The organism is Maribacter litoralis, assembly GCF_902506355.1.
GTDB classification, from domain to species: Bacteria; Bacteroidota; Bacteroidia; order Flavobacteriales; family Flavobacteriaceae; genus Maribacter; species Maribacter litoralis.
In genome coordinates, this window is the sequence record NZ_LR733271.1 from 4,272,911 (window position 1) to 4,286,712 (window position 13,802).

The 13,802-nt window shown below is 37.2% G+C and carries 10 protein-coding genes; 7 read left to right on the forward strand and 3 right to left on the reverse strand.

What is annotated here, in order from left to right; translation table 11 throughout:
* The 5 genes from EXIGUO8A_RS18360 (at window position 1) to EXIGUO8A_RS18380 (ending at window position 5,145) form a co-directional block, all read left to right on the forward strand.
* Window positions 1-1,710: a phospho-sugar mutase gene (locus EXIGUO8A_RS18360; RefSeq protein ID WP_159304289.1), complete on the forward strand. Its 1,710-nt coding sequence runs from the start codon at window positions 1-3 to the stop codon at window positions 1,708-1,710.
* Complete coding sequence (locus EXIGUO8A_RS18365) at window positions 1,710-3,536, forward strand: ABC transporter ATP-binding protein (protein ID WP_159304290.1); 1,827 nt, start codon at window positions 1,710-1,712, stop codon at window positions 3,534-3,536. The genes EXIGUO8A_RS18360 and EXIGUO8A_RS18365 overlap by 1 nt, the downstream gene beginning before the upstream one ends.
* Before the next feature lie 96 nt (window positions 3,537-3,632).
* Window positions 3,633-4,175, forward strand: a complete 543-nt coding sequence (locus tag EXIGUO8A_RS18370) for an RNA polymerase sigma factor (RefSeq protein WP_159304291.1) — start codon at window positions 3,633-3,635, stop codon at window positions 4,173-4,175.
* Between the two features lie 33 nt (window positions 4,176-4,208).
* Complete coding sequence (locus EXIGUO8A_RS18375; protein ID WP_159304292.1) at window positions 4,209-4,715, forward strand: hypothetical protein; 507 nt, start codon at window positions 4,209-4,211, stop codon at window positions 4,713-4,715.
* Window positions 4,708-5,145, forward strand: coding sequence for a hypothetical protein (locus tag EXIGUO8A_RS18380; RefSeq protein WP_159304293.1), 438 nt, complete (start codon window positions 4,708-4,710; stop codon window positions 5,143-5,145). The genes EXIGUO8A_RS18375 and EXIGUO8A_RS18380 overlap by 8 nt, the downstream gene beginning before the upstream one ends.
* On the opposite strand, the gene EXIGUO8A_RS18385 is transcribed toward EXIGUO8A_RS18380, so the two are convergent.
* Complete coding sequence (locus tag EXIGUO8A_RS18385) at window positions 5,146-6,168, reverse strand: WD40/YVTN/BNR-like repeat-containing protein (RefSeq protein WP_159304294.1); 1,023 nt, start codon at window positions 6,166-6,168, stop codon at window positions 5,146-5,148. It lies immediately after the preceding gene.
* 155 nt (window positions 6,169-6,323) lie between these two features.
* Between EXIGUO8A_RS18385 and EXIGUO8A_RS18390 the strand changes: the two genes are divergently transcribed.
* Window positions 6,324-7,538, forward strand: coding sequence for an RsmB/NOP family class I SAM-dependent RNA methyltransferase (locus EXIGUO8A_RS18390; protein ID WP_159304295.1), 1,215 nt, complete (start codon window positions 6,324-6,326; stop codon window positions 7,536-7,538).
* 77 nt (window positions 7,539-7,615) lie between these two features.
* On the opposite strand, the gene EXIGUO8A_RS18395 is transcribed toward EXIGUO8A_RS18390, so the two are convergent.
* Together EXIGUO8A_RS18395 and EXIGUO8A_RS18400 are read right to left on the reverse strand one after the other, a co-directional pair.
* Window positions 7,616-9,208 (reverse strand): zinc-binding metallopeptidase family protein, encoded by a 1,593-nt coding sequence (locus EXIGUO8A_RS18395; RefSeq protein ID WP_159304296.1) that lies wholly within the window; start codon window positions 9,206-9,208, stop codon window positions 7,616-7,618.
* Between the two features lie 159 nt (window positions 9,209-9,367).
* Window positions 9,368-9,733 carry a winged helix-turn-helix transcriptional regulator gene (locus tag EXIGUO8A_RS18400; RefSeq protein WP_159304297.1) on the reverse strand — a complete coding sequence of 122 codons (366 nt, stop codon included), beginning with the start codon at window positions 9,731-9,733 and terminating at the stop codon, window positions 9,368-9,370.
* A 277-nt stretch (window positions 9,734-10,010) separates the two neighbouring features.
* On the opposite strand from EXIGUO8A_RS18400, the gene purL reads away from it, so the two are divergent.
* Window positions 10,011-13,733 carry a phosphoribosylformylglycinamidine synthase gene (purL, locus tag EXIGUO8A_RS18405; RefSeq protein WP_159304298.1) on the forward strand — a complete coding sequence of 1,241 codons (3,723 nt, stop codon included), beginning with the start codon at window positions 10,011-10,013 and terminating at the stop codon, window positions 13,731-13,733.
* Window positions 13,734-13,802 lie beyond the last annotated feature (69 nt).

The following is a 13,802-nucleotide window of genomic DNA, read 5'->3' on the forward strand; positions in this document are numbered from 1 at the left end:
ATGGATAACATCCTAGATACCGCAAAAACCTGGCTAACCGATTTTTTTGATCCAGCCGTAAAAAAAGAAATTGAACACCTTATCGCTAACGATAAAGAAGAACTGAGCGACCGTTTTTATAAAAATATGGAATTCGGAACCGGCGGAATGAGAGGCGTTATGGGTGTAGGCACCAACCGTATCAACAAATACACGCTTGGTAAGAGCACACAAGGTCTTAGCAACTATTTAAATAAAGTATACCAAGGCGAAGATATTAAAGTAGTCATCGCATTCGATTGTCGTAATAATAGTGACACCCTGGCTAGAACGGTTGCCGAAGTATTTTCTGCAAATGGAATCAAAGTATTTCTTTTCTCAGAATTACGTACCACACCAGAACTTTCATTTGCCGTAAGACATTTAAACTGCCATGCAGGTATTGTTTTGACCGCATCTCACAATCCACCAGAATATAATGGTTATAAGGTATATTGGACAGATGGCGGACAAATAGTACCTCCACAGGATGGAGAGATTATTGCCGAAATTAACGCCCTTGGTTTTGAAGATATCAAATTCACTGCCAATGATAGTTTAATTCAAGTAATCGATAAGGAAGTTGATGAAGCTTTTATTTCACAATCAGTTGCTGCCGGTAATTTTAATGCTGCAGGAAAAGATGATTTTAAAATAGTTTTCACATCGCTACACGGCACATCAATTACTGCTATACCAGAGGTATTAAAACTTGGCGGGTATGAAAACGTAACTATAATTGAAGAACAAGCCAAACCAGACGGAAACTTTCCAACGGTTAAATCTCCTAATCCAGAAGAATCAGAAGCACTTTCAATGGCTGTAAAAAAGGCTGAAGAAATTGGTGCAGACATGGTTGTAGGTACAGATCCCGATAGTGACCGTTTAGGCATTGCCGTACGAAACCTTGACGGCGAAATGGAAATTGTCAACGGAAACCAGGCAATGGTACTAATGACAAAGTTTCTTCTAGAAAAGAGAAAAGAAAAAGGCTTCAAAGGCAATGAGTTTATTGCTACAACTATTGTATCCACCCCTATGATGGAAGCCATGGCGAAAGCATACGGAGTAGAATTTAAAACTTCTTTGACCGGATTTAAATGGATCGGTAAAATGATCAAAGATTTCCCCGAGTCCGATTTTATCGGTGGTGGCGAAGAGAGTTTTGGTTATATGGTAGGTGATTTTGTTCGCGATAAAGATGCGGTTACCTCTACCCTATTGGCTTGCGAAATTGCTAGCCAAGCGAAAGCCAATGGCAGTTCTTTTTACAAAGACTTAATTCAATGTTATGTTGACTATGGCTTTTATAAAGAGCATTTAGTTTCCATCACTAAAAAAGGTATTAGTGGTGCCGAAGAAATTAAGCAGATGTTGAAGGACTTTAAAGAAAACCCGGTAGAATCGGTAGCTGGTTCTAAAGTAAAGTGGATTGAAGATTATAACACTTCAATTGCTAAAAATGTATTAACTGGTGAAGAAAAAGCTATTGATATTCCGAAATCTAACGTATTAATATACGAGACGGAAGATGGTACTAGAATAGCAGCAAGACCTAGCGGCACAGAACCTAAGGTTAAATTCTACATCAGCACCAATACGAAATTGCAAAAAACTGAAGATTATAAAAAAGTAGCAGCAGAACTTGATCAAAAGATCAAGAACATACTTGCTGAGCTTAATTTAGCTTAATGAACTATTTCAAAAAGATTCTTCGCTTTGCGAAGCCTTACAAGGTATATGCTTTTCTAAACATTATATCTAACATCTTTTATGCACTATTTTCAACATTGGCAATGATATCATTATTTCCAATGTTGAACGTGCTTTTTAAACAAACGGAAAAAATATATACCAAACCACAGTGGGATGGTATTACCGGATTAAAAGATTATGTAACAGATTCGCTAAATTTTTATATAACGGAACAAAGCCAGCATAGTGACCCTGGTGAAGTTCTTATGCTTATGGTGGGGTTGATCATTACCATGTTCTTGCTAAAAAATCTTTTCAATTACCTAGCTATGTATTTCATTACTTTTTTACGTAATGGTGTACTTAAGGACTTACGTAACGAGCTTTATGATAAAACAGTAGAATTGCCCATCTCCTATTATTCGGAAAAAAGGAAAGGTGACACTATTGCCCGTATTACTTCAGATGTTTTAGAAATTCAACATTCTTTCTTATCTATATTGGAATTAATTGTTAGAGAGCCGCTTACCATAATTTTCACCATTATAGCCATGCTCGCAATAAGTCCGAAATTGACATTGTTTGTTTTTCTATTTCTTCCCCTCTCCGGCTTTTTAATTTCACTAATCGGAAAATCATTAAAGCAAAAATCGGACAAGGTTCAAAATGAACAAGGTTATTTCTTATCTATTTTAGAGGAAACATTAGGTGGCTTACGGGTTATAAAAGCTTTTAATTCAGAATCTGTATTTGCGAAGAAATTTCAAGCTTCCACTAAACGATTTTTTAATTTTTCAAATAGCTTGTTGAACAGACAAAATTTAGCGTCACCAACAAGTGAATTTTTCGGTATTGCCGCTATAGGTGTAATCCTTTGGTATGGCGGACAAATGGTACTTGTAGAAAAAACGCTTGAAGCGGAACTATTCATTACTTACATGGCATTGTCATACCAAATACTGACTCCGGCAAAGGCAATTAGTAAAGCATCTTACGGAGTTAAAAAAGGAAATGCAGCTGCAGAACGTGTTTTAGAAATTTTAGAAACCGGAAATCCTATTTCCGAGATTGAGAATCCCATTCAACAAAATACATTTGATACGGCTGTAAGCATCAATAATATTTCATTTAAGTATGAAGATGATTACGTCTTAAAAAACTTTAACCTAAGGGTTGAAAAAGGTAAGACGGTAGCACTCGTAGGGCAATCTGGTAGTGGAAAAAGCACCATTGCCAATCTTGTAACGCGTTTTTACGATGTTAACGAAGGAGATATTAGCATTGATGGAAATAACATCAAAAATCTAAGTAAAAAATCGCTTCGTGGTTTGTTAGGGTTGGTTACTCAAGATTCAATACTCTTCAATGATACGGTTAAAAATAATATAGGGTTAGGTAAAGAAAATGCTACGGATGAAGAAATAATAGCGGCCGCAAAAATTGCCAATGCACATGATTTCATCATGGAATTACCAAATGGGTACGATACCAACATTGGTGATAGCGGAAATAAATTAAGTGGTGGTCAAAAACAGCGTCTATCCATTTCGAGGGCTGTTCTAAAGAATCCGCCAATAATGATTTTAGACGAAGCTACATCCGCTTTAGATACCGAGAGTGAACGATTGGTACAAGATGCCCTAGAAAAGATGATGATGAATAGAACTTCCATCGTTATTGCACATAGGCTTTCTACTATTCAAAACGCAGATACTATTGTAGTGCTCCAAAAAGGAGAAATTGTAGAGCAAGGCACACACAATGAACTTTTAGAGCTTAACGGTACATATCATAAGCTGGTGCAAATGCAATCTTTGGCTTAAATAGCAGATAACAACGATTAAAATTAGATTAAATTTCCACAAGATTAAACCTTTAGCCAACTTCATGGTCTAAAGATAAACAAACCTCATTTCTAAGTGATCGAAGAGGAAACATTAGTATTGGATTTAAAAATTAAAAGCAAGCAAGCGCAAGCTTTTGAGGTATTGGTAAATACCTATAAAGAGCGTCTGTATTGGCAAATACGTAGTATTGTTTTAAACCATGATGATGCCGATGATGTACTACAAAATACCTTTATAAAAGTTTATAAAAATATTGACGGATTTAAAGGTGATAGTAAATTATTTTCTTGGATGTACCGTATTGCCACCAACGAGGCTTTAAATTTTATAAAGCAAAGAGCAAAAATACAAGGCGTATCTGATACGGACTACCAAGATAGATTAGTTGAAAATTTAGAAGCAGACGTTTATTTTGAAGGAGACGAAATTCAACTTCAACTTCAAAAGGCAATTGCTACGTTACCTGAAAAGCAAAAATTGGTTTTTAACATGAAGTATTTTCAGGAGCTTAAGTATGAAGAAATTTCTGAAATATTGAACACTTCTGTTGGCGGCTTAAAAGCATCTTACCACCTAGCGGTGAAAAAACTTGAACAGTATTTAAAAGAAGATTAAACCTTTTATATAATTGAGTGTCAAACTTGTATCATGAACAAAAAAAATAACATTCCGTTTAAAACTCCAGAAGGCTATTTCAATAGCTTCGAGGAAAGGTTGATGGATAAATTGTCTCAACCTGAAAGTTCTTTTCCAGAAGAAAGTGCGTTTAAGGTTCCTGACAATTATTTTGAGTCGTTCAACGAAAGGTTAAACAAGAAGCTTGAGAATGAATCAAAAGTAATTCCGCTTTTTCCAATTAAGAAAATTATTGCTGTAGCCGCATCGATTGCTGCAATTGCCCTAATTGCCTTAGGGTACGATTGGAACAGTGAACAAGAACTAAGTTTTAGCGACTTGGCGAATACCGATATTGAAGCCTATTTTGAAAATAACGATTTTGAATTATCTCCTTACGAGATAGCCGAAGTTCTACCGGTAACGAATACCGAGTTTTCAGATTTTTTAAACGCTCCTATTGAGAGCGATAACCTTCTCGATTACTTAAATGAAAATGTAAGTGATTTTGACGAATTAAATTTTTACGATAATGAATAGACTTGTACTTATTATATTTCTGTTTGTCTCCTCTATTTCTTTTGCACAAAGAAATCAAGATTGGGAAAAGATAAATACCCTTAAAGTAGCTTTTATAACCGAAAAACTCTCTTTAAGCAGTAAAGAAGCACAAGATTTTTGGCCTGTTTACAACAAATATCAAGAGGATAGAAATAAATTACGAAAAAAGAATCACGACCAAATTAGAGGTAAAATAAAAGATGCCGATGGTCTTACCGAAAAAGAGGCAGAAAACCTCTTAGCCTTGCATATTAAAATTGAAGAAGAAGAGGAAGCACTGGACACTAAATTCCTAAAAGACGTAAGCAAGGTTATAACCGCAAAAAAGACGTTGTTATTACTGCGATCTGAAGAAGAGTTTAAGCGTCAATTAATGAAGCAATATCGTCAAAACAAAGGCGGTAGATAACTATTTGAACACGAGTTTAGCAATTCGGTTCTTTCCTGCCGCATATGCAACGGAATCGTTTTGAAACCGAATCGTATAAAAAGATTCGTCAGATAGTTCTTTCCAACTTTCACCCATATCATAGGAATATGATATACCAGTAAACCCTACTGCAATCAATTCTTTACCATTTGAATTTGGTACAAATTGCACACAACTTTTATACCCTGGCTGCTTACCATTTGCCAATAATTTCCAGGTTTTTCCTCCATCGGTTGTTATTGCCTTATTTGCCATTGCATTTTCTGGTTTCGTATAGTCACCACCAAAAGCAACCCCTAAATTTTCATCGTAAAAATCAATTGAATAGATTCCTTCGGTCGGTTCATTATTTATAATGGGCGTCCGGTAAGTTTTCCATGTCTTTCCTTTATCCGAAGAAAATAAAATTCGCCCAGCCGTGGTTGCCATCCAAATGTTGTTGCCAATAGTCTTAATATTGGTATTGCTTGCTGCAAAAGCTCCTTCGCCCTCAATACCTTCCGGTAATTGCGAACAAGGTAATTTTGACCATGATTTTCCGCCATCCGAAGTTATAATAACACTCAAACATCCATCAACCGTATGGCCCATGGCAATTCCATCCATATCGTTCAAAAAAGTCATGGAATCATAAAAAACGCCCTCTCCCTCCTCTTTGTATACCAATTCCATTTGTCCGTTATCTCCCGTTTTATACAACAATGCAGGCGATTCTATCGACAGCATGAAAAAATCTGATGAAGTATGGGCTATTGCCCTAAAAGCGGGAATACCGGTATGATATTTTTGAATGTTCGTTCTTATTTTACCCGTTGAGAAATCAACAGTACCAAACGCACCCTTGTTAGCTGCAAATGCCAAACTGTTCCCCATTATTTCAATGGCCCTAATACTTATAGAATCTGAATAAACCGTCTCTATATTGACCGAACTAAAGGGCACGCGTTGTACATTTTCTGAACAAGAGACCATTAAAATTACCAGAAGAATGATGTAACGCATGTAAATAAGGTATAAAGTTTATCAAAAATAAATGGAATCGCTTCTAAAACAATACCTTTGCAGCCATAATTTTTTGGAGGATAAAAGCCTATATCAATTAAATTGAAATTAATAACGGCTTCAAATCTTCTGACATTGTAACAATAACACTTCTAATGAAATTACACAGAAATTTGGTGTTTGCCGTAATAGATGCGCTTAACCTTATATTTAACGAAAACCAGTATGCCGACAAGGTAGTTCAAAAAGTATTAAAATTCGATAAACGCTGGGGTTCGCGAGATCGTGGTTTTATTGCGGAAACTACGTATGAAATGGTGCGCTATAAACGCCTTTATGCTGAGATAGCAGAAGTTAAAGCCCCCTTTAGCAGACCGGATCTATTTCGCATGTGGGCGGTTTGGGCTGTTTTAAAAGGAATTAAACTACCTAATTGGAAACAAATAGAACCAACACCCGAAAGAAGGATTAAAGGAAAATTCGACGAACTTTCGCAAACTAGAAAATTTAGGGAAGCGGTTCCGGATTGGATAGACGAGCTTGGGGAAAAAGCTTTAGGAGATAAATTATGGACGGAGGAGCTTGCCAAATTAAATGAGCCAGCAGAAGTAATTTTACGTACCAATACCTTAAAAACAAACAAAGAAACCTTACGCAAAGCACTGTTGGACGAAAATATAGTTGCCGAGCCCATTAAAGGCTATCCTTCTGCTTTAAAGCTTGTTGAAAGAGCCAATGTTTTTGTAACCCAAGCTTTTAAGGACGGTATGTTTGAAGTTCAAGATGCCTCTTCACAGTTGGTGTCAGACTTTTTGGATATTGAACCAGGGCAACGCGTTGTAGACACATGTGCCGGTGCCGGTGGAAAATCTTTGCATTTAGCGGCCTTAATGGAAAACAAGGGACAATTAATTTCTATGGATATCTATGGAAGTAAATTGAAAGAACTTAAAAGAAGGGCTAGACGTAATGGCGCCCATAACATTGAAGTTCGCGAAATAGATTCTACAAAAGTGTATAAGAAACTTTACGGTAGTGCAGATAGAGTTCTTATTGATGCCCCTTGTACAGGATTAGGCGTGCTAAGAAGAAACCCAGATTCTAAATGGAAAATGCAACCGGAGTTTCTAGACAAAATTGTAAAGACACAGCACGAAATCATTAGAAATTACAGTAAAATTGTAAAACCAGGCGGCAAAATGGTATACGCTACCTGTTCTATTTTACCACAAGAGAACAGTCATCAAGTACAGTCGTTCTTAAAATCAGAGGAAGGAAAGGATTTTAGTTTGGTAAAGGACAAAAAAATATATGCTTCTAAAAGCGGATATGATGGCTTTTACATGGCATTGTTGGAAAAAAGTATTTAATCGTCAGAGTGACAATGAAAAAAGCCTTTCCGTTACTTAAAACGGAAAGGCTTTTTTAATGGATAGTATCTACTCACCTATTTCTTTAGCGTTGGATATTCTACTCCTAATTGCTCTAAATATGTATCATATTTAGTTTCATCATAATAGTATTTTTCCAAGTCCGGTCTAAATTGGTCTTGCTTGTCTTTATTTAAGTAGATAGGTGGCATATCACTTTCCGATATCATAGGTTGGTATTTCGTTTCTTTCTGCTGCTCGTTATTGAAATAATCCCAAGCCCCTTCCAACAAATCTGGCTTTAATAAAAAGTCGATAATGGTCATAGCCTCTACCTTAGCTCCTGCCACCACACCTTTATGCGCTATAGGTGTAGCCATAGCAATAGCATTACTCCAATGATGACCTTGTAATCCTGGTATATTTGACGGAAACCTCAAGGTAACCGTTGGTACTTTCCATGATATATCTCCAATATCATCAGAACCACCACTTATGGGCTCCAATACAGGTAGTCCCAAATCGGACAACTTAGTTGGCAAACCTTCTATTTTTTCCGAATTGACTTCAGTCTGTACCGCTTTTGCCAGTTTTTGGTCCGCATCAGACCACTCTGGCAAACCAACTTCTTTAATATTTTCGTACATGGTTTCCGCTATAACCTTATTATAATGTCTAGGCCATGCCGTTCCCAAAACCTTTGAAGTCATGGTTGTCCCAGTCATTAGAGCAGCTCCTTTGGCCATATCGTTGGCCATTGCATACATTTCCATAATTCCCTCATATTTGATATCTCTAAAATAAAACCAAATGGAAGCTTTTGAAGGTACCACGTTAGGTTGATCACCTGAATCGGTGAATATGGAATGAGACCGTTTTAAGGGATGTAAATGCTCTCTCTTATAATTCCATGCAACATTCATAAGTTCCGCTGCATCCAAAGCACTTTTTCCTCTCCAAGGTGAGCCTGCAGAATGAGCAGCTTCGCCATCAAAACTATATTCTACCGATATGAGACCCGTACCTCTTGTTGGACCGTAAGACACCCCTAGGTTATTACCCACATGAGTAAAAATACACATGTCAATATCATCAAAAAGTCCATCTCTAACATACCAAGCTTTTGCTGCCACCAATTCTTCAGCTATACCCGGCCACACTAATAGTGTACCGCCAATATTTTCACGCTCCATAATTTTCTTGACCGCCAAGGCAGATGAAATATTCATCGGAATACCCGAATTATGACCCTCTCCATGACCGGGAGCGCCTTCCACTATAGGTTTATGATATGCTACACCTGGATATTGGGATGCCTTTGGTATACAATCAACATCACTACCTAAAGCAATTATTGGTCCGTCACCATTACTCCAAGTAGCGAACCATGCCGTTGGTATTCCTGAAATAGAATGTTCTATTTCAAACCCGTTCTCAGAAAGAATACCCGTTAAATATTTAGAGGATTCAATTTCCTGAAATCCAAGTTCAGAAAAGCTGAATATCTTATCGACCATAACTTGCGATAATTTTTTATTCTCTTCAACAAGGACCGAGACTTCAGATTTTAATTTTTCGATCTGTTTATTTGATCGTTTCTTTTGTGCATATGTACCTAATAGGGTCAACATACAACACACCACTGTAAATAAGGTAGTTTTTTGTTTCATTTTAGTTTGAATTAGTTACTAAAAGGTACATAAATTCATTGGTACATGAGCGGTACCCCTGAATTTTTATCTAATTCAAAACTTACTAAGCTATTTTTGTAATTATAGAAATTTTAGCGCTATTGAAATGCCGTTTTAAGAAAGCGCATCAGAACAATTTTAAAAAAGAGGTAATTGCTGATTTTGTGGTAGGTCAACTACCTCAACTTTCTCTTTGGTTTGTTTTTGCCCCCACTTGGTCATTGCCTGTACAACTGGCAAAAGAGATTTCCCCAAAGGCGTTAACGTATATTCTACACGAGGTGGCATTTCCCCATAAAGGGTACGATCAAGAATACCGGTCTTTTCCAACGACTTTAATTGCTTGCTTAGCATTTGCCTATTAATACCCTCAATCTCATTGAAAAGTTTATTAAAACGGTTGGTTCCTTTAACAACATGATATAGAATAACAGGTTTCCATTTACCACCTATCATTTCCATACAATATTCGAGAGCCTTGGGTTCTAAATTTTCTTTTGTCATTTTATTTTTTATATTTTCCACTTACAATTGTAGCTAACTCACTATAAATTCAATGAACTCTAAAATTCAGACTTAAACAAATTTAAATGTAATTGTCTACATTTTAGACCTATAAAGTAAAACTTGAGTAGGATTTTAGATTTTGATGGATAAAGATAAAACAATATCTCATTAATTTCATTAACAATCAGTGTTTAAAAGTGTTTTAAATTCCCGTAAATCTTAGCTTGTAAAACCTTAATTTTGTACTTTAAAAATCAATACCAGACACACGAAAATGATTCACTTTTTTGGGGAACCTACAATTAAGGTTTTTGCGGTACAGACCGCTAAGGAGCTTTCATCTGAAGATACAAATAAATTGATATGGTTGTTTGGCAACCAACCAAAAATAAATGCGGCGTCTCTTGACGCCTTTTTTGTTGGTCCAAGGGCTGCAATGATTACTCCTTGGAGTACCAACGCTACCGAAATTACTCAAAACATGGGTATTGCCGGTATCATTCGTATTGAGGAATTCAATACAGTGGAAGAGAATTTCATGGGCTTTGACCCAATGATTTCCCAAAAATATAAAGCCCTAGATCAAGATATCTTTACTATTCACGTAGAGCCAAAACCCATTCTGAATATTGAGGACATTAGCGCTTTCAACAAACAAGAAGGTTTAGCGCTTAACGATGAAGAGGTAGAATATCTAGAAAACCTTAGTAAAAAACTGAGTAGAAAGTTAACCGATTCTGAAGTTTTTGGTTTTAGCCAAGTAAACTCAGAGCATTGTAGACACAAAATATTCAATGGTACTTTTGTTATTGACGGCAAAGAGATGCCCACTTCCCTTTTCAAGCTAATTAAAAAGACATCACAAGAATTCCCAAATGATATTGTATCTGCCTATAAGGACAATGTAGCTTTTGTTAAAGGACCAAAAGTTGTACAGTTTGCCCCTAAAAGTGCTGATAAGCCAGATTTCTATCAAGAAAAAGAATTTGATTCCGTTATCTCGTTAAAAGCGGAAACCCACAATTTCCCTACTACCGTAGAGCCTTTTAATGGTGCGGCAACGGGTGCTGGTGGAGAAATCAGAGATAGATTGGCTGGTGGTAAAGGTTCTTTACCATTAGCAGGTACAGCGGTTTATATGACAGCATATAGCCGATTAGAAAAAGATAGACCTTGGGAGAAAGGAATGACCGAAAGAGATTGGTTGTACCAAACACCTATGGATATTCTTATAAAAGCTTCTAATGGCGCTTCCGAATTTGGAAATAAATTTGGTCAGCCATTAATTTCTGGATCTGTATTGACTTTCGAGTACGATGAAAATTCATCTCCATTTGATTCATCCGAAGAAAACAAAAATACTACTACCTCAAATCACCGTAAGCTAGGCTATGATAAAGTTATTATGCAAGCGGGCGGTATAGGTTACGGCAAAATAGAACAAGCCATTAAGGCTGAACCAGAAACGGGTAACAAAATTGTAATTCTAGGTGGTGATAATTATAGAATTGGTATGGGTGGTGCAGCGGTTTCTAGTGCCGATACCGGAGAATTCAGTTCTGCTATAGAATTGAACGCAGTACAACGTTCAAATCCAGAAATGCAAAAAAGAGCTGCCAACGCTATTCGCGGTATGGTAGAAAGTGAGGAAAACAACATTGTCTCCATTCATGACCACGGAGCTGGCGGACACCTCAATTGCTTGTCAGAACTTGTTGAGGAAACTGGTGGTAATATAGATTTGGATAAGTTACCTGTGGGTGACCCTACCTTATCCGCCAAAGAAATTATAGGTAATGAGTCTCAAGAACGAATGGGACTGGTTATTGGAAAAAAGGATATTGATTTACTTCAACGTATTGCAGATAGAGAGCGATCGCCAATGTACGAAGTTGGTGATGTCACCGGTGATGACCGTTTTACTTTCGAATCAAAGACTAATGGTGCAAAACCTATGGATCTGGAATTATCGGACATGTTCGGTAGCTCGCCCAAGACCATATTGACAGATAACACGGTCGAAAGAAACTATGCAAACGCTAACTATTCGCTTGAATTTTTTCATGATTATTTAGACGCCGTACTCCAGCTTGAAGCTGTCGCTAGTAAAGACTGGTTAACGAACAAGGTCGACCGTTGTGTTGGTGGTCGCGTTGCTAAACAACAATGTGCTGGCCCATTACAATTACCACTTAACAATTGTGGTGTAATGGCGTTGGATTTTAAAGGTAAGGAAGGTATTGCCACAAGTATTGGGCACTCCCCTATTTCTGCCCTTATAGACCCATCTGCCGGAAGTAAAAATAGTATTGCAGAATCTTTGACCAATCTTATTTGGGCACCGTTAAAAGACGGATTGGCTTCTGTTTCATTATCTGCAAACTGGATGTGGCCTTGTAAAAATGAAGGTGAAGATGCCCGTTTATACAAAGCGGTTCAAGCGGTTTCTGACTTTGCCATTGAATTAGGTATCAATGTACCTACAGGAAAAGACTCACTTTCCATGAAACAAAAATATAAGGATGGCGATGTTATCTCTCCAGGTACGGTGGTCATTTCCGCTGCCGGAAATTGTAGCGATATCAATAAGGTAATTGAACCGGTATTACAAAAAGATGCCGGATCTATTTACTACATCAACCTTTCTAAAGATGTTTTTAAATTAGGTGGTTCTTCGTTCTCACAAACCAGAAACAGCATTGGTAGCGAAACACCAACGATTACCGATTCCGCTTACTTTAAAACTGTTTTTAATACAGTTCAATCTTTAATTAAAGATGATAAAATTGTTGCAGGGCATGATGTTGCGTCTGGCGGACTGATCACTACATTACTTGAGCTTTGTTTTGCCGATATAGATTTAGGTGCAAATCTTGATCTTACAGCGCTAGGTGAATCTGACACCATTAAAGTATTGTTCTCTGAAAACGCAGGTATTGTTTTACAGGCAAAAGATGATAGCATTGAAACTGTTTTTGAATCGAATAAGATAGATGCCATTAAATTAGGAACCACTACAAACGAAGCTGTTCTAACCATAAAAAATAATGGTATGGAAATGGGCTTGAATATTGAGACCCTTCGTGATACTTGGTTTAAGACATCTTACCTATTAGATAATCAACAAACCGCAAATGGTTTGGCAAAAGATAGATTTGACAATTATAAAGTTCAACCATTAGTTTATAATTTTCCAACTGCCACTACATTGAAGCTACCAAGCAGAGCTCATAATGAATCAACAACTAGACCTAAAGCTGCTATTCTTCGTGAGAAAGGGAGTAACTCTGAGCGCGAAATGGCAAATGCGATGTACTTGGCAGGATTTGATGTTAAGGATGTTCACATGACGGACCTTATCTCGGGTCGTGAAAATTTAGAGGATATTCAGTTTCTAGGTGCAGTTGGTGGTTTCTCCAATTCCGATGTGCTAGGTAGTGCAAAAGGATGGGCAGGAGCCATTAAGTACAACGATAAGGCAAATACGGTTATTAAAAACTTCTTTGCTAGACCAGATACATTATCGGTTGGCATTTGCAACGGATGCCAATTGTTCATGGAATTGGATTTAATTAATCCAGAGCATGAAACGCACGGTAAAATGACGTACAACGATTCTCATAAACATGAGAGCAACTTTACTTCGGTGGAAATACAAAAGAACAACTCGGTTATGCTATCCTCATTAGAAGGAAGCAAACTGGGCGTTTGGATCTCTCACGGGGAAGGCAAATTCTCTTTACCACAATCTGAGGAGAACTATGATATTGTTGCTAAATATGGTTACGAAGGCTATCCGGCAAACCCTAATGGCAGTGACTTTAACACCGCTATGCTTTGTGACAAAACAGGGCGTCATCTTGTAACCATGCCACATATAGAGCGTTCTATTTTTCCGTGGAACTGGGCGCATTATCCAGCAGATAAAAATGATGAAGTTTCACCATGGATCACTGCTTTTATTAATGCCAAAGAATGGTTACTTAATCAGAAATAATTACAACCTATTATAACCACAAAAGCTGTGTACTTCCAATAAATTGGATACACAGCTTTTTACTTCAAC